General features: G+C 54.9%; 12 protein-coding genes. 5 read left to right on the forward strand and 7 right to left on the reverse strand.

Annotated features, from left to right (window positions below; genetic code table 11):
• Nucleotides 1-105: 105 nt before the first annotated feature.
• The gene (cysK, locus tag BMY63_RS08720; protein WP_091916010.1) at nucleotides 106-1053 is read right to left on the reverse strand and encodes a cysteine synthase A; all 948 of its coding nucleotides are present in this window, start codon (nucleotides 1051-1053) and stop codon (nucleotides 106-108) included.
• A 231-nt stretch (nucleotides 1054-1284) separates the two neighbouring features.
• Here cysK and frr point away from each other — a divergent pair, with 231 nt between their 5' ends.
• Together frr and rsgA are read left to right on the forward strand one after the other, a co-directional pair.
• Nucleotides 1285-1845 (forward strand): ribosome recycling factor, encoded by a 561-nt coding sequence (gene frr, locus BMY63_RS08725; RefSeq protein ID WP_091900945.1) that lies wholly within the window; start codon nucleotides 1285-1287, stop codon nucleotides 1843-1845.
• A gap of 1 nt (nucleotide 1846) precedes the next feature.
• Entirely contained in the window at nucleotides 1847-2785 is a 939-nt protein-coding gene (rsgA, locus tag BMY63_RS08730) for a ribosome small subunit-dependent GTPase A (RefSeq protein WP_091916012.1), read from the forward strand.
• 23 nt (nucleotides 2786-2808) lie between these two features.
• Here the strand turns inward: rsgA and BMY63_RS08735 are convergent, their stop codons facing one another.
• Complete coding sequence (locus BMY63_RS08735; RefSeq protein ID WP_091916014.1) at nucleotides 2809-5193, reverse strand: CotH kinase family protein; 2385 nt, start codon at nucleotides 5191-5193, stop codon at nucleotides 2809-2811.
• A gap of 112 nt (nucleotides 5194-5305) precedes the next feature.
• Between BMY63_RS08735 and BMY63_RS08740 the strand changes: the two genes are divergently transcribed.
• Nucleotides 5306-7750 (forward strand): alpha/beta hydrolase family protein, encoded by a 2445-nt coding sequence (locus BMY63_RS08740; RefSeq protein WP_177178415.1) that lies wholly within the window; start codon nucleotides 5306-5308, stop codon nucleotides 7748-7750.
• A gap of 519 nt (nucleotides 7751-8269) precedes the next feature.
• Here the strand turns inward: BMY63_RS08740 and BMY63_RS08745 are convergent.
• Genes BMY63_RS08745 through BMY63_RS08755 form a run of 3 tightly spaced genes read right to left on the reverse strand, consistent with a single transcriptional unit; the run spans nucleotide 8270 to nucleotide 9968 of the window.
• The gene (locus tag BMY63_RS08745; RefSeq protein ID WP_177178416.1) at nucleotides 8270-8797 is read right to left on the reverse strand and encodes a DUF1648 domain-containing protein; all 528 of its coding nucleotides are present in this window, start codon (nucleotides 8795-8797) and stop codon (nucleotides 8270-8272) included.
• A complete protein-coding gene (locus tag BMY63_RS08750) occupies nucleotides 8790-8990 on the reverse strand; it encodes a type II toxin-antitoxin system antitoxin (RefSeq protein WP_091916019.1) in 201 nt (66 codons plus the stop codon). Before BMY63_RS08750 ends, BMY63_RS08745 begins: the two co-directional genes overlap by 8 nt.
• 12 nt (nucleotides 8991-9002) lie before the next feature.
• Complete coding sequence (locus BMY63_RS08755; RefSeq protein ID WP_091900939.1) at nucleotides 9003-9968, reverse strand: SPFH domain-containing protein; 966 nt, start codon at nucleotides 9966-9968, stop codon at nucleotides 9003-9005.
• Between the two features lie 133 nt (nucleotides 9969-10101).
• Between BMY63_RS08755 and mnmA the strand changes: the two genes are divergently transcribed.
• The gene (mnmA, locus tag BMY63_RS08760) at nucleotides 10102-11205 is read left to right on the forward strand and encodes a tRNA 2-thiouridine(34) synthase MnmA (protein ID WP_091916021.1); all 1104 of its coding nucleotides are present in this window, start codon (nucleotides 10102-10104) and stop codon (nucleotides 11203-11205) included.
• An 82-nt stretch (nucleotides 11206-11287) separates the two neighbouring features.
• Here the strand turns inward: mnmA and BMY63_RS08765 are convergent, their stop codons facing one another.
• Nucleotides 11288-13135 (reverse strand): alpha-glucuronidase, encoded by a 1848-nt coding sequence (locus BMY63_RS08765; RefSeq protein WP_091916023.1) that lies wholly within the window; start codon nucleotides 13133-13135, stop codon nucleotides 11288-11290.
• A 173-nt stretch (nucleotides 13136-13308) separates the two neighbouring features.
• On the opposite strand from BMY63_RS08765, the gene BMY63_RS08770 reads away from it, so the two are divergent.
• Nucleotides 13309-15756, forward strand: a complete 2448-nt coding sequence (locus tag BMY63_RS08770) for a beta-galactosidase (protein ID WP_371113583.1) — start codon at nucleotides 13309-13311, stop codon at nucleotides 15754-15756.
• 25 nt (nucleotides 15757-15781) lie between these two features.
• On the opposite strand, the gene BMY63_RS08775 is transcribed toward BMY63_RS08770, so the two are convergent.
• A complete protein-coding gene (locus BMY63_RS08775) occupies nucleotides 15782-18127 on the reverse strand; it encodes a glycoside hydrolase family 3 C-terminal domain-containing protein (protein ID WP_256218984.1) in 2346 nt (781 codons plus the stop codon).
• Nucleotides 18128-18166 lie beyond the last annotated feature (39 nt).

The raw sequence follows: 18166 nt of genomic DNA on the forward strand, positions 1-18166 counted from the left end.
GCAAAGATAATATAATCTGATTGAAAAAAAGAATATTTATATAAAAAAAAGCACAATTTGCCTAGTTAAGAGGCAAATTGTGCTCAAATCTTCAATCTATAAGGGCTAAAGTGGGTATTCCTCAAAAGCGTAGAGAACGGTCGACAGGTATCTCTCGCCCGTGTCGGGGAGCAAGGTGACGATGGTCTTGTCTTTGTTCTCTGGGCGTTTGGCGATCTCCGAGGCGGCATAAGCAGCGGCTCCGGAAGAGATGCCTACCAGCAGACCGTCGTATTTGGCCAGCTCACGACCAGCGCGGATGGCATCGTCGTTCTCCACGTCGAACACCTCGTCGATCAGTGTACCGTTATAGGTCTTGGGTACAAAGCCGGCGCCGATACCCTGAATCTTATGAGGACCGCTCTGCCCACCGTTCAGTACTGGCGACGACTTAGGCTCCACGGCAATTACCTTGATATTCGGGTTCTGCTCCTTGAGGTATTTCGCGATACCAGAAACGGTACCGCCTGTACCTACACCAGCGACGAAGATGTCCACCTTTCCGTCAGTCTGTGCCCAGACCTCTGGCCCCGTTGTGGCATAGTGCTTGGCGGGGTTGGCAGGATTCTCGAACTGCTGCAGGATGATGCTTCCAGGTATGGAGTCGCGCAACTCCTCTGCGGCCTTGATGGCACCAGGCATACCGTCCTTGCCACTGGTCAGACGTACCTCAGCCCCGTAGGCTTTTACCAGGTTTCTGCGCTCGATGCTCATGGTCTCAGGCATGGTCAGAATCAGCTTATAACCTTTCACAGCCGCTACCAATGCCAGTCCTACACCCGTGTTTCCGCTGGTAGGCTCGATGATGGTAGCCCCAGGCTTCAGCAGTCCCTTCTGTTCTGCATCTTCGATCATCGCCAGTGCGATGCGGTCTTTTACACTACCACCAGGATTGAAGTACTCAATCTTAGCGATGACAGGATTCTTGAGTCCCTTGGCCTCTGAGAACTTCGTGAGCTCCAGCAGAGGGGTGTTGCCGATCAGATCGGTCAGTTTCTTTGCGATTTTAGCCATATTCTTAACTGTATTGGTTTATTATTCTGGTGCAAAGGTACGACGAAAAATCGTTCTCTGTAATAGCACAAGTGGGTTAAATCATATACCACAATGATGGTATTTCGTTGTTCTGGCACTTTCCACCTATTTATATAATAGCGAAAATGATGATAAAAAGTGTAAAACGCTTGGAGATATCGGGGAAAAAGCATATCTTTGTCAACAGAAAAACTAGAACGTATTAAGATTATGTTAGATGTAAAAGAAACTTTGAAGTCGAGTGAGGAGAGGATGGAGATGGCCGCCATGTACCTGGAGGAAGAGTTGAATCGTATCCGTGCAGGTCGTGCCAATGTCGCCATTCTCGACGCAGTTCGTGTGGAGGTTTATGGCAGTAGGGTGCCCCTGAACCAGGTGGCTAACGTCAGCGTGCCCGATGCACGTACCATCGCCATCAAGCCTTGGGACCGTAAGGAGATCCGTAACATCGAGAAGGCCATCATGGACTCAGATGTTGGCATCACGCCAGAGAATAACGGTGAGGTGATACGCCTGAACATCCCCGTTCCTACAGAGGAGCGTCGTAGAGAGCTGGCCAAGCAGTGTAATAAGATTGCTGAGAAGGCCAAGGTAGAAGTTCGTAATGTGCGTGCCGACATCAAGGATAAGTTGAAGAAAGCGGTAAAGGATGGTCTTTCTGAAGACAATGAGAAAGACGCAGAGCAGGAGCTCCAGAAGATCCACGACAAGTACATCAAGCGGATCGATGAGTTGATTGCCGCTAAGAACAAGGAGATCATGACGGTGTAGGATGAAAGGCCTCGTCGTCAAGAATACCGGGAGCTGGTACACCGTCCGCACAGACGACGGACAGCTGATCGAGAGTAAGATAAAGGGTAATTTCCGACTCAAGGGCATCCGCAGCACCAACCCTGTGGCGGTGGGCGACCATGTGGAGTTGGTACCCAACCAAGAAGGTACGGCGTTCATCACATCGATTGATGATCGCCGTAACTATATTATCCGGAAATCGCAGAACCTCTCCAAGCAGAGTCATATCATCGCGGCGAACGTCGATCAGGCGTTCTTGGTTGTCACGGTGAACCGTCCCCAGACGTCCACGACGTTTATCGACCGCTTTCTCGCCTCGGCTGAGGCCTATCGTGTTCCCGTCATGCTCATCTTCAACAAGACCGACCTGTTGGATGCCGAGGAGCGGCGCTATCAGGAGATGATGATTGCGTTGTACGAGAACGTGGGCTATCAGTGCTTCGCCATCTCGGCAGAGACGGGCGAGGGTGTGGAGGTTTTGCGGCCCCTACTCGATGGAAAGATCACCCTGCTCAGCGGCAACAGTGGCGTGGGCAAGTCGACCCTGATCAACCGCCTGGTCCCTGGTGTATGTCTCCGTACGGCAGAGATCAGCGATGCCCATAATACTGGTCAACACACGACCACCTTCTCCGAGATGATCTCGTTAGATGACCAGAAGCCGTCTTATCTGATCGACACCCCAGGCATCAAGGGCTTCGGTACGTTTGACATGGAGCCCGAGGAACTGACGAGCTATTTCAAGGAGATCTTCCGTTTCTCCAAGGAGTGCCGTTTCTCGAACTGCACCCATACCCATGAGCCAGGTTGCGCTGTTCTTCAGGCGCTCGAGAAGCATTACATCGCCCAGAGCCGTTATCAGAGTTACCTCTCCATGCTGAATGACAAGGAAGAAAGCAAATATCGCGAGGCCTATTAAGTCTCGCGATATTTGTTTCTCTTTTATCTCGTCTTGACCACCTTCTTCCCGTTGACGATATAGACACCCTTCGGCAGTCCGTCGAGGCTCGTGGTACCTATACGCACCTTCCTGCCACTTAGGTCGTAGATGCCCTGCGGGTACGTCGCATCGCTCCTGAGTGTGCTGATGCCTGTCTGCCCAGGTACGATGGCAGCCGTGATCGTCAGACTGTTACATGCCGGCATGGCCATCGACAGCTTCTCGCCTGCCACAAACTCCTCAGTCACAGAGCTGCCCGCGACTTTCTTGATATGCCATCCGCTGATCATCTGTCCTTCGCCCGCCCCGCCCTCGAGCGAGATTACCCTGTCGGCATAGAACCGTCCGTTGAACACCTCGTTCGATAGACGGACGCCGTTGAACGAAAGCCGGATATTCTGCGTCGCCTCCCCATCTTTGTTGATGATCAGGGGGATGGCATTACCCAGGTGATAGAAGTTGCCGAGCTGTGTATAGAACTCGTTCGTGCGTTTTTCCAGCCAGTTACGGGCATGAGTCAGCTCATCGTTGTACACAGGCCACCACTGGTTGATCAGCTTCCGGTGGTTGGGATATTCGTATCGGATCTTGTCGTACATCGGATCCCAGATGGCACGTATTCCCCTCTCGTTCATGAAGTCGCCCATGTAGATGGCACAGCGGTCGATGAACTCACGACGGAAGTCAGCGTCTTCCATCAGCTGGCGGAACAGCAGCGTGGCCTTCTCACTGTTGGCTCCCCAGTCGCGGGCGTGGTCAATGTGTGGGTTGTATAGCCATTTCAGGATCTTGTAGTCCACCTTCTCGTCGTACAGTCCCAGCGTGAAGTCGGCATCCTTGGCAATCCAGCGCCAGCGCCCACCTTCGGCCCTAGGTCGCCACATGATGATATTGTTGCCAGGGAAGTCGAGGTTGTTGAAGTACAGGTTCATGGCCATCAGGTTGATGAACTCTTGACAGTCCATCCACTGCTCGTATTCCTCCATCGTATGTCCATCCTGCGAGTAGAAAGCCTTGAACTGGTTGTAGTTCTCCCACGAGCCCTCCTTCAGGTCGCTCCAGTTCTCTATGAGGTCGATATCCTCCAGACCGTCATGGTTCGTGTACACATTATCCTCGTTGCCCCGTTCACGGATGTTCAGTATGCCGTGGTAGTTGCCGTTGATATAGACGATGGCGGGCTGCCACGCCTGCCAGTCCAGATCGGCATGCTCGGCCATGGTACGCTGTACGATGGCATCCCGCATATACAGGTAGTCGAAGTCGTTGCCGGCATTACGAAGCACGAGCGACTTATAGTCAGTGATGCCAGGGCGCTGATCCGGGAAGAACTCATGCTCGAACCGTTTCGTACCAAACCGTTTGTGGGCGTAAATAGCCATCGATTTCTTGGTGGCGCTGCGCGTGGCCCCTCCGGCTACCCTCGTCTCGCACAACAGGTTCAGTTGGCTTGGGGTATTCCCCTCCGTGAAGTACTCGATGTTGATAGGTCGCCGCCAGTCCTTCCTGTTCCCATTGGAGTTGTTGGTGAAGATGCCCATATACGAGCTATCCAGATACCTGCTGTTCGTGACTATCGAGACCACAGGCAGTGTCAGCCGTCGTGTGAAGAAAATATACGAGTGAGTGGTCGACCGTGGCGACAGCCATCCGTTGCAGAACAGTCTGGCCCGTATCACCCTGTTGGTGTTGATGTCTATCGGCGCCACATATCTTGTGCTCGTCGTGTCAGGCTCCGTCCCGTCAGTGGTGTAGCAGATGATTGTCCCTTCAGGCGAGTCCTCCGGCACTGTCAGGGTGAGCTGTACCTGTTGCTGACTCGTGAACACTTGTCCGTCCCTGCTGAACACAGGATGTCCGAGGATATGGTCGTGCGCACATACCCTGCCGCAGTTGACCGCCTCAGGGGTAGGGGTAAGCTGGTAGCCCCACTCCTCGCCGCCGTCGTCCTTCCGTCCGTAGGCGATGCCAGGAGCCGGCTGCTTCTTCAGTCCGCTCACCTGGTCCACCACCTGTCCGTCTTTGAAGAGATACACCTCGCAGTTCTTCCCCGACTCCAGTCGGAAGTTGGTGTGCATCTTCTGTCCCTCCTTGTCGCAGTAGATGACGACATGCTGCTTTGCGCCGACCACCTTGTCAGGCAGTTGGTATGCCTGTTGCGGGCGGTTGGTGCCCCCTATCTGATAGTCTTTCAGGTTCACGGCCACCGAGTCAGGGTTATACACCTCAACCCAAGAGTCGGGAAACTCTCTCAGATCGTCCATGATACCGTCGATGTTCGACTGCATCAGTTCGTTGATTACCAAGTGGCCGCGCTGTTCTTGTGCCCATGATGTCTGGGCAGTCAGTGTCAGTGCGATAGCGAAAATATGTTTTATACGGTGCATTTAGGTTCGTCGTTAAATAGCGGCACAAAGGTACAACTTTTCTTTCAGAAGAATGAAGGATAAAGGAAAAGATTTTGTATCTTTGCAGGCAAAAATTTACAGGAAACGAACTATGATGAAATTATCTTTTCTCACGATGGTAGCTGTCGGCGTCTTCTGCACAGCCCCCGTCTATGGCCAGACCAAGAGCGAGATCCGTCAGTTTAATCTGGCAGGCCCCTATGCCGTGTCACAACCCGTAGTCCTCGACACCGTCGATGTGCAGGGGAAAGCGTTCGCCGAGTCGTCATGGCTCAGTGCGCTCTCACTGACGTCGCCCACTGACAAAAGCTTCTCAGGCGCTGTCCTCCCGTCTCTGACCGACAGCAAGAGTGTCGGCCTACTTACGTTCTACGTGAACAACACCGACTACCTGAAAGGAAAGATCGAGGTGAAAGGGCCCCGCAACCACCAGCTGTTCATCGACGGTGCCGAGGCCTCAGGCGACCTGAGCCTGTCTCCCGAGCATCATACCTTCGCCATCAGATACCTGGTCGAGCCCAACGATACCGACTCTATCCGTGTGTCGATCGATGCCAATATCCCTGTCGTCGCTACCCTCGACAAGAGCCACCCCTATATGTCGCACGACCTCTTCGACGGAAAGCGTGTGCGCGACATGCGCCTCTCGGCCGATGGTGCCTATGTCATGGTGGCCTACCAGACCACCGACCGTGGCGGCACGTCGCGCTGGAGTTATGAGCTGCGCGACACCAAGACAGGGCGCCTGCTCTCCATGCTCCCCCATAGTGTCAGATGGATGCCCCGTACGGTAGCCTGGCTCGAGGAGCGCAAGGAGAATGGCCAGCGCAACCTCTATCAGGTGGATCCCCTCACGGGTTGTCAGAGTCGTTTCGCCAGCGATATCCCTGAGGGCGACTTCACCGTTAGTCCGACGGAGGACTATCTCATTCTCTCCGTGAAGGAAGAAGGTCCCAAGGAAGACCCTGGCGTGTTCGAGGTGCTTGAGATGGACGACCGTCAGCCAGGCTGGCGCGATCGCACCTACCTGAGCCGTTACGACCTCGCCACAGGCATCTCCCAGCGTGTCACCTTCGGTCATAAGACCACCAGTCTGCAGGACATCTCAGCCGACGGTACGAAGCTGTTGGTCGGTGCGGCCTATACCCGTCTGAGCCGCCGCCCCACCGAGGTGTGCGACGTCATGGTGGTGGATGCCAAGACCCTCGCTGCCGACACCCTCTTCGTCAACGAGGGCTTTATCGGCAGCGGCTGCTTCTCTCCCGATGGCTCCCAGATCCTCTTCTCTGGCACACCCGAGGCCTTCGACCGCATCGGCTGTCAGTTGCCCGACAGTGTCACGCCGAGCATGACGGAGAACGAGTTCTTCCTCTACGATATCGCCACTAAGAAGATAACCCCCCTGACGAAGGATTTCGACCCCTCAGTGGGGACTGCCACCTGGTCGAAGCACGACGGCCAGATCTATTTCACGGCCGAGGACCGCGACTATGTCAACCTGTTCGCACTGAACCCCAAGAGCGGTGCCATCCGTCAGCTTCCCATCTCCGGCGATGACACCTATCGTTTCGACATGGCCGAGCATGCTCCCATGATCGCTTACCTGTCGTATAAGACCATGGAGCCCGCCTCTGGCTATGTCATGAACCTGAAGACGAAGAAGAACCACACCATCTTCGACGGACGGACGGCCCTGGGCGATGCCCAGGTGGGCACCTGTCAGGACTGGGACTTCGTGAACTCACGCGGCGACAAGGTCTATGGTCGCCTCTACCTGCCGAAGGATTTCGATGCCACGAAGAAATACCCGATGATTGTCTATTACTATGGTGGCTGCTCACCCGTGTCACGCTACTTCGAGTCGCCTTATGCCCCGCAGTACTGGAACACCCTCGGCTACGTCGCCTATATCCTACAGCCTAGCGGTGCCACAGGCTTCGGACAGGAGTGGGCCTCACGCCATGTGAACACCGCCGGACGTGGACCTGCCGAGGACATCATCGAAGGCACCAAGAAGATTTGCGAGACACATCCCTTCATCGACGCCACGAAGATCGGCTGCATGGGTGCCAGCTATGGCGGTTTCATGACCCAGTACCTGCAGACCCAGACCGACATCTTTGCCGCCGCCGTCAGTCATGCCGGCATCGCCAACCATACCAGCTACTGGGGCGAGGGCTACTGGGGTTATAACTACAGCGAGGTGTCGATGGCCAACAGCTACCCCTGGAGTCATCGTCAGCTCTATGTCGACCAGAGTCCTCTCTTCAATGCCGACAAAATCCACACCCCGTTGCTGTTGCTGCATGGCAATGCCGACACCAATGTGCCCCTGATTGAGAGTCTTCAGATGTTCACGGCTCTGAAGCTCCTTGGCCGCGAGGTTGCCCTCGTCGAGGTCGAAGGCGAGAACCACCATATCCTCGACTATGCCAAGCGCGAGAAGTGGCTTGCCACGCAAATGGCCTGGTTCGCCCGCTGGCTTAAGGGCGACTCCACTTGGTGGAACGCCCTCTATCCCAAGAAGCATCTTTAAAGAGATATGGTCCTAGACCACACCCCTACGGTCCCTGAGCCTGTCGAAGGGACAATGCCTATCAAAGGGCCCTCACGTGTTTTGTCGTGAAAAAGTGATTAAAAAAGTGTTTCTCTAATGTTGCAAACTAGAAAAACCGAGGGGCTCTTTTAATCCCTTTTTGCCCTGCTCGACGTAGAGAAGGGGGCAACTCTAGGTAGGGGTGCCTTCTAACAGTCAAAGAGATTATCTCCATGACGGTAAGGAATGGCACTTACGAGAGAAGGAGATAATCCCTATACCCTATAAGAGATTATCTCCTTCACTCGTGAACCCTATCTCCACGACTCATAGACCCTATCTCTTTGAGCGTAAGATCCTACCCCTATTTTGTAGATGCGTAACTTGTTTAATATCAGTTGAATATAAAAGAGGCTCAAAACTCGCGTATATGGGTCTCATTCTTGTGGTCTTGACCTCCGTGCGAGTTATGAGCGTCCTTTTGTCAAGATATATGGGGCTTGTCGAAGCAACGTGGGGTTACGACTTGGACCTGAGGATCAGGAAGGGGAAGATGAGGGAGATGGCGACCATGATGCCTACCGCGATGAGGATGGGCACGACATTTGGACCACCATGACGGACGGATGCCAGTGAGGTCCAACCGATGGCGAACGAGAGGATTGGGGACATCAGGCCTAAGAGGCGCAGCATACGGGTGACCAGCAATACTTGTCGCGGGGTCTCGATCTTCAGCGACGTGCCTTTCTGGGGGTGGTAGGCACCGATCATCAGTCCGACACCCATCAGTGACATGATGATGCAGATGACCAGGATGATGTACTTAGAGCCGTGGGCATCGGCCTTGCCTGACGGACCGAAATGGGTGGGCACGATGTCGGGGGTCTGTCTGAGGAAATAGATAAGCAGGGCCCACACGATGATGAGCAGCACGACGAACGTCAGTTCGAAGACGGTACCCTCGAGGGTTCTGCCGACTCGGATCCTCTCAGAGGTGGTGTTATTTGTGTGTTGACCTCTCAGGAAGAGGGTAAGTAATTTATTCATGTTCATGGTTTTCCGGGTCTGTTGGTTTCTTCTTAGGTAGGCGCTTGGCCTTGCGCAGGGCCTCGGTGATGATCCACTGCAGTTGGCCGTTGGTGCTGCGGAACTCGTCCGCAGCCCAGGCCTCTATCGCGTCCATCGTGTCGGCATCGACACGTAGGATAAAGCTCTTCGTGGATTTCTTCTTCTCCCCCATAAAGTTCAAAGATCAATGATTCAACGTTCCCGTGTTCACGACCGGCTGAGCGGCATCGTCGCCACAGAGCACCACGAGCAGGTTGCTGACCATGGCAGCCTTCTTGTCGTCGTCGAGGTCGACGATAGCCTCGTTGGAGAGTTTGTCGAGCGCCATCTTCACCATCGAGACAGCACCCTCGACGATCTTCTCACGGGCGGTGATGATGGCCGACGCCTGTTGGCGGCGCAGCATCACGGCAGCGATCTCAGGGGCATAGGCCAGGTAGTTGATACGTGCCTCGACCACCTCGATGCCGGCAAGGGCCAGGCGTTCGTCGAGTTTCTGCTCCAGTTGCTCGTTCACCTCGTTGGCACTCGAGCGCAACGTGGGCTCGCCGATCTTCGTGTCCTCGTCGTCGTAGGCATACTGGCCCGCCACCTGGCGCAGGGCAGCGTCGCTCTGCACACGTACGAAGTTCTCGAGGGCGTTCATCAGTCCCTTGGTGTCTGAGCCGACGGTGTTGGGGTTCGAGGCCATCGTCTGCGAGTCGACCTCGAAGAGGGCCTTGTAGGTGTCTTTCAGCTTCCATACGAGCACTAGACCGATCATGACGGGGTTGCCCGTCTTGTCGTTGACCTTGATGGGCTCGGCGTCGAGGTTACGAGCGCGGAGCGACACCTTCTTCGTGCCGTAGAAGGGGTTGATCCAGAAGAAACCCGTCTGGGCGAACGTGCCGCTGTACTTGCCGAACCAAGTGGTCACCTTGGCCTCGTTGGGTTCCAGCATCAGGAAGCCGAACCACATGATGAGGCTGATGATGAGCAGGATGATGCTGCTGACAAGCATCCAACCGCCTGTGGCACCGCTGGTGCTGTCGAGCAGGATGATGCCACGGACGATACCTATGATTGACAGGACTGTGATGGCGATGTTGGCGAAAAGCATCAGGAAACCGTTCTGTACGCTTCCTTTGAAAGTAAACTCTTTTTGATCCATAATTCTATGCGTTTAGTTATTTGTTATGTGATATCATTTTGATATCGCAAAGATATGTATTGTTTTTGAATGGACAATGGATTTCTTGTGTTTTTTAACAAGAATTACGAAAAAAGTTCGTACCTTTGCCACCATGAATATCAACGAACTGGAAGGTAAGCGGATAGCGGTGCTGCTCTCGGGCGGCGTGGACAGCAGTGTGGTGGTGTACGAGTTCGCACGACTCGGACTGCATCCCGACTGCTTCTATATCAAGATAGGTCCGGAGGAGGAAGAGGAATGGGACTGTTCCAGTGAGGAGGACCTGGAGATGGCCACGGCCGTGGCGCATAAGTACGGTTGCCGGCTGGAGGTGATCGACTGTCACCGTGAGTACTGGGACCAGGTGACGAGATACACGATGGACAAGGTGAGGGCCGGACTGACCCCCAACCCGGATGTGATGTGCAACAGACTGATTAAGTTCGGTGCCTTCGAGGAGAAGCGCGGACACGACTACGATCTCTTTGCTACAGGGCACTATGCACAGACGGAGATAGACGACGAGGGACGCAAATGGCTGGTGACCAGTCCGGATCCGGTGAAGGACCAGACGGACTTCCTGGCGCAGATCTACGACTGGCAACTGAGGAAGGCGCTCTTTCCCATCGGTCATTATGTGAAGGACGAGGTGCGCCAGATAGCCGAACGCGAGCATCTGGTCAATGCCAAGCGCAAGGACTCGCAGGGGATATGCTTCTTAGGGAAGATCAACTACAACGACTATATACGGCGCTACCTGGGTGAGAACCCTGGCGACGTGATAGAGCTGGAGACGGGCAGGCGCATCGGTGAGCACAAGGGTCTGTGGTTCCATACCATCGGTCAGCGCAAGGGTATGGGATTCGGCGGCGGACCGTGGTTCGTGGTCAAGAAGGATGTGGAGAGGAACATCCTCTACGTGTCTCATGGCTACGACCCCGAGACAGCTTATAAGCAGGACTTCCCCATCCATGATTTCCATGCACTGACACGACCGTTGGACGAGGTGTTCGGTGCGCAGACGACGGGGGCGGCGATCACGTTCAAGATCCGGCATACGCCTGGCTATCTGGCGGCGACACTGGAGCAGACGGGCGCTGGCAGCTATATCGTGCATGCCAAGGAACGGATACACGGGGTGGCCCCGGGACAGTTCTGTGTGGTCTACGATGAGCATCACCACCGTTGCTTAGGCTCTGGGGAGATAACCATCTGAAAATAACACATCCCGCTCAGCGTTGCTGGCGGGATGTTTGTTTTGATGGCTTTGTGTTATTTCCTGACTTTATTCCTTGGCTTTATTTCCTGGCGAAGCTGCCGAAGTAGTCGAGACAGGTCTTCTGCCATTCGCGGGCATTCTCCAACTGGTGCTGCAGGCGCTCGTCGACCTCCTGCCAGCGCTGCTCGTCGATGGTCGGCTTGCTGTTGTGCCAGATATCGATGAAGCTCTCCACCTCTTTGACTCCACGGCCGTAACGGTAGGTCAGCTCATCGATGAGGGTGCGGCCGCTGTTGGTGCGGTAGGTCCATGGCACATGATGGAACCAGAGCAGGTAGCGCTCGGGACAGGTGGTCAGGTCGTCGTAGAGCGAGCAGTAGGGCTCACGGTACTGCGAGGTGGCATCGGTGCCGGTATGACTGCGGTCGAAACCGATGCCTGCGGAGTCGGCCTGATGGTAGTACACGGGGCACCACTCGAGGGGGTAGTGGGCGATGTAGCCGTCGGGCTCGGGACCGTAGTGGTGGTCGAACTTGAAGATATGGTGCAGACCCAAGGGCATCATGTAGTCGACGCAGGCCTCACGACTGCGTAGCATCATGCTGAGCAACGGGGTGCGGTGACTGTCGTCGATATCGAACGTGGCGGAGAGCCATTCGTCGGCGATCTGCTCGCTTTTCAGGGTGGGGTCCCAGGCCAGACGACCGAAGGCATACCAGTTGGCCTGCGAGAAGTGATGACCGCACCAGTTCTTGTCTAAGCCGATATTCGCCACACCTGCGACGCCCACCAGACGGGCGGGGGCTACATAGCCGAAGAACTCGCGCCACATCGGGGCGAGGTACACCAGGTGGCGCGACTGTCCGAGATACTCCTGGGTGATCTGCAGCTCGGCCATCTGGGGGGTCTTGTGCATATTGTCGAAGATGGGGGCATAGGGCTCGCGCGGCTGGAAGTCGAGCGGTCCGTTCTTGGACTGGAGGATCACGTTCGAGCGGAACAGTCCGTCGTCGTTGATGAACTCGGAAACGGCCTGCTTCACACGGTCCTCGCCCTTGTGGTTGGCACCATAGACAAACGAGCGCCACATGATGATGCCGCCGTAGGGGGCCACGGCATCGGCCAGCATATTGGCACCCTGGGCATGGGTTCTATGGTAGTCGCCAGGACCAGGCTGACCCTCGGAGTTGGCTTTCACGAGGAAGCCGCCGAAGTCGGGAATCTCACGATAAATCTCCTTGGCCTTGGCTTTCCACCAGGTCTTCACCTTCGCGTTCAGGGGGTCGGCGGTCTGAAGACCGCCTAGGGCCATCGGCGAGGCGAAGTTGACGGACAGATAGACCTTGATACCGTAGGGGCGCAGGATGGCGGCGATCTCTTTCACCTTATTTATATATAGAGGCGACAGAATTCTTGGGGAGGCATTGACATTGTTGAGCACGGTGCCGTTGATGCCTATCGAGGCGTTGGCTCTGGCATAGGCTCTGACGAGGGCGGCATCGATGGCCTTCGGTTGGTCGCCGTCGAGGTCCCAGAAGATGCTACGACCAGCATAGCCGCGCTCGATCGTGCCGTCGAGGTTGTCCCAGTGGTTCAGGATACGGTACTTGAAGTAGGGCTTCTGATAGCCTTGGGTGGCAGGCTCCCTCAGTAGGGTGTAGGCACCGTACAGCAGGCCTGTCTCGTCCTTGGCGGAGATGGTCGTCCCTTCTATCTTGAAGGCCTCGGCCTCGATGGTGGGATCGATGGCAAGGGTCACCTCGTCGCCTCGGAAATACTTCCGCAGCTCGTCGGCAGCGATACATGCGGGTCCGTTCACTTTTGCTTTGTCGACAGATTGGTAGCGCAGCCACAGTCGACTACCGTCCTCGGCCTGGACTTGGCCCATGACGAGGCAGGTCATGATCAGTAATGTCAGTTTCTTCATATGTATGGCAAAAGTACAATAAAATCTTCAAAAATCATCATCAAAGACCATAAATGATTGATAATTTCCCTGCAATGTCATTTTTTTACGCTAAATTTGCATGCGAAAACTGTAGCTAAGACAAATATATGACGTGTAAGTTCTTTATCAGAAATGTGTTACTGTCGGTTGTGATGGCCGGCATGTTCTTCGTACCCCAGACCATGAGGGCCGCCGACTTCACCGTGGGCCACAAGACCTTCCTCCTTGACGGCAAGCCTTTCGTTATCAAGGCAGCGGAAGTGCATTACCCACGTATCCCGCGTGCCTACTGGGAGCATCGTATCCAACTGTGTAAGTCGTTGGGCATGAACACGCTCTGCATCTATGTGTTCTGGAATATCCATGAACAGCGCGAGGGACAGTTCGACTTCTCCGAGAATAATGATGTGGCAGCGTTCTGTCGATTGGCCCAGCAGAACGGGATGTATGTCATCGTGCGTCCCGGACCGTATGTCTGTGCGGAGTGGGAGATGGGCGGTCTGCCCTGGTGGCTGCTGAAGAAGAAGGATATCCGACTGAGGGAGCAGGATCCTTACTTCATGGAGCGTGTCAGGCTCTTCGAGCAGCAGGTGGCACGCCAGTTGGCACCGCTGAGCATCCGTAACGGGGGACCTATCATCATGGTACAGGTGGAGAACGAATATGGCTCTTATGGTGAGGACAAGCCTTATATCTCTGCGATACGTGACATGGTGCGCGATGCCTGGGGCTCTGGCGCGCCTGTGATGTTCCAGTGCGATTGGAGCAGTAACTTCGAGAAGAACGGGCTCGACGATCTGGTGTGGACGATGAATTTCGGCACGGGCGCGAACATCGACGAGCAGTTCCGTCGTCTGGGTGAACTCCGTCCTGATGCACCGAAGATGTGCTCGGAGTTCTGGAGCGGCTGGTTCGATAAGTGGGGAGCACGGCATGAGACGCGTCCTGCCAAGGATATGGTCGACGGTATCGACGAGATGTTGTCGAAGGGCATCAGCTTCTCTCTTTATATGACTCATGGGGGTACTTCGTTCGGACATTGGGCGGGGGCCAACAGTCCGGGCTTCGCACCGGATGTCACCTCTTACGACTATGATGCGCCCATCAACGAGCATGGTGCTCAGACGGAGAAGTTCGTCAAGTTGCGTGAGGTGCTGCAGAAATACAGTGACGAGCCATTGCCCAAGCGACCGCCGTTCCCTAACGGTCTTATCAGTATTCCGCCGTTTGAGTTGACGGAACGGGCTGACATCTTGTTGGGTGTCGACTCGCTGGTGATGGACAGTGAGCTGCGTACCATGGAGGAGATGGATCAGGGCTGGGGCTCGATGATCTACCAGACGGTGCTGCCTGAGATTCCGCAGGAGAGTGTGCTCACGCTGAACGATTGTCATGACTATGCTCAGGTGTTCATCGATACGACTTATATCGGCAAGATCGATCGTGTGCGTAATGAGAGGAGTCTCCGTCTGCCGGCTGTCAGGAAAGGTCAGGAGCTGAAGATCCTCCTGGAGGCGATGGGGCGTATCAACTTTGGACGGGCTATCAAGGACTATAAAGGTATCACTAAGAGTGTGACCATCACTGCCGAGGTTGACGGCCATGAGCTGACATGGGACCTGCGCCGTTGGACCATCATGACGATACCTGATGACTATCAGACGGCTGTCAAGGCGCTGGCCACCGCCAAGGCCATGAGGAATGAGATGGCAGGGAACGGTCAGGTGACCGAGCTGCCTGCTCCTTACAAAGGCTCTGGCTACTATCGGGGTTATTTCCAGTTGAACAGGGTGGGTGATACGTATCTGAATATGGAGGCTTTCGGAAAAGGACAGGTCTATGTCAACGGACATCCCATCGGACGGTTCTGGTCTATCGGCCCGCAGCAGACGCTCTATGTGCCTGGCTGCTGGCTTAAGAAGGGAAAGAATGAGGTGATCGTCCTCGACGTGGTGGGGCCATCGCTGCGGGCTTACTATCCGTCGGCTCTGAAGGCTCTGGATAAGGCGAACAAGAAAAAGCGCGCAGGACGTTTTCTCCGGAGGCCGAAGGAGACCAAGGTGGAACAGATGTCTGTCTATCCGACGTTGTTCGGACAGAACCGTCCGGAACTGGATAAGTTGAATATAGAGAAGACACGCACGCATAATAACCCTGGCGACAAGCCAGACCTGAACTCTGCCACGCCTGTGGCCGAGGGTCAGTTCGTGGCTGGCAACGGTTGGCAGACCGTACGTTTCGACCAGCCAGTACGGGGACGTTATATCGCTCTTCAGGCGCTCTCCACCCAGACGGGTGGTGACGAGGTGGCCGTGGCAGAGGTCTATGCCCTCAATGCCCAGGGGGCTCGAATCAGTCGTGAGGCGTGGACGGTGAAGTATGCCGACAGCGAGGATATCCTTCGTGGGAACAACACGGCCGACAAGGTGTTCGACCTGCAGGAGTCTACGTATTGGCGCACAGAAAAAGGATCTGCTCTTCCGCACTTGATGGTCATCGACCTTGGCAGTGAACAGATCCTGACGGGTTTTGATTATCTCCCTCGTGCCGAACAGTCGGCACCTGGTTCTATCCGTTCCTATCGTCTGTTCGTGTATTAACGCGACAGACGATAGGAACAGATGCTTATTGCTTCAACAGATTGAGTGACTGTTGAGGAGCAAGAGCATTCGTTGTCTTCTCTGTGTATTCCGAGAGCTTCAGTGTCGCTGTGGCAGTAATGTCACGGCTGCTATTGCCGATACGGAACGTATAGGTGCCAGCTTCTGTGAGCCACTGCGAACCTGCCTCGTCGAAACTGGCTAGGTCGCGCACAGGAATCACCATGGTGAGAACCTGGCTCTCGCCAGGCTTCAACTCACGTGTCTTGGCAAAGGCTTTCAGTTCTTGAGTAGGTTTCGCAAGCTTTCCTTTGGGAGCCTGAACATAGACCTGAGCCACCTCTTTACCCGTTATACTTCCTGTATTCTTAACGGTGACACACACTTCGACGGCATCTTTTCCTTTGGCCTTCACCACAGGTTTAGCAAAACTGAACGTTGTGTAGCTCAGTCCGAAACCGAAGGGATAGGCTACATTCTTCTGGAAGGTGTCGAAATAGCGGTAGCCCACATAGATGTCTTCCTCATGGTTTGTGTAGGCATGTCCTGGGATAGGACGCTTGTTGGCAGCCATATCCTTGAAAGTATAAAAGTCAATATTGCCAGGGAAATCCTTCGTAGAGGCATGATCAGTGGCAGAGATGGGCCATGTCATGGTAAGCTTTCCAGAGGGGTTCACCTTACCTGTGAGCAGATCGGCAATCGAGTTGCCACCTTCCATGCCAGGTTGCCATGCACAGAGAATAGCATCAGGATAGGCGCTCCAAGAGGCTGTCTCGATGACACTTCCTGAGTTGATGATTACGATGACAGGCTTGCCAGCAGCATGGAAAGCGTTGCAGACATCCGTGATCAGGGCACGCTCCTCAGGGATAAGGTTGAACTCCGTGTCGATGTCGCGGTCGACACCTTCACCAGCCTGGCGTCCGATGGTGATGATGGCAGCGTCGGCATGCTTTACTTCATTGTTGACGGCGATGGGTGAGATACCGATCTCAGGATATTTCTGCTGACCGAAATACTCACTCTGGTACCATTTGGCGGGGTGGCGCTCGGCTTGGAACTTCACCTTGGCATATTCGATGTATTTGCGATAGATATCAGTGAGTGTGGGCGAAGAGCTGATGCCTACATTCTGCAGTCCTTCCAGCATGTCAACCACATAAGGGGGGTGAACACAGCCAGAACCTGTTCCGCCAGAGAGGAAATCGTAGGAGTTCTCGCCAAACAGGGCAACCGTTTTGATTACACCTTTCTTCCAAGGCAGTGTGCCGTTATTCTTCAGAAGAACGATACCTTCGGCGGCTGTCTGTCGGGTGATGGCAGCATGAGCCTTGAAGTCGGGGGCATTGCTGGCGGGATACTGGTGGAAACTCGGGGTTTTGACAATGTACTCAAGCATGCGGCGCACGTTACGATCGACATCGGCGATGTCGAGACTACCGTTTTTTACACCGTCGATGATCTCCTGTACCTGAGCCGGCTGACCAGGTTCCATGAGGTCGTTGCCTGCCTGTACCTCACGGATGGTGGGGAGTCCCTCGCGGATGCCGATCCAGTCGGTCATCACGATTCCTTTGAAGCCCCAGTCGTCACGGAGGATCTTGGTGAGCAGGTCGTGGTTGCCCATCGAGAACTCGCCGTTGATCTTGTTATACGAGGCCATGATGGTCCAGGGGTTACTCTCGCGGACGGCAATCTCGAAGCCGCGGAGGTAGAGCTCACGGGCGGCACGCTGACTGACGCGCTCGTCGACGCTCGTGCGGTCTGTCTCCTGGGAGTTTACGGCAAAATGCTTGGCCGAGACGCCTGCGCCCTGACTCTGCACACCGTTGATATAGGCGGCGGCGATCTTACCTGTCAGCAGAGGGTCTTCGGAGTAATATTCGAAGTTACGACCGCAGAGGGGGTTGCGGTGTAGGTTCATGCCAGGGCCGAGGATGACGTCGCAGCGGTATTCCTTGGTCTCGTTACCGATGGCTTCGCCCACCTTGCCTACAAGCTCGGTGTTCCAGGTGGAAGCCAGACAACTGCCGATAGGGAAGGCCGTGGCATAGTAGGTCTTGTCTGTGCCCTTGCGTGTGGGGTCGATACGTACGCCGGCAGGACCGTCTGTCAGTACGGTGGCAGGGATGCCGAGACGGGGAATGGCTGGCGAGGTTCCTGCGGCACCTGCCACAAGGTCTGCCTCACCGCCTACGACGGCTCCTGCACCAAAGAAATTGTTGGCTCCTCCGACGAGCAGTTTGGCTTTCTCTTCAAGGGTCATAGCCTGAAGCACCTCGTCGATGTTGTTGGCACTTAGCTTGGGCTGGGCATTCATTGTCATAGCGAATGATACAAATAAGGAAATGGTAAGTAGTTTTTTCATTTTTATAATAGTGTTTAGAAGTTTAACTTGGGTTGGGGT

Origin of the sequence: Prevotella aff. ruminicola Tc2-24 (assembly GCF_900110895.1) — a bacterium.
Taxonomy (GTDB): domain Bacteria; phylum Bacteroidota; class Bacteroidia; order Bacteroidales; family Bacteroidaceae; genus Prevotella.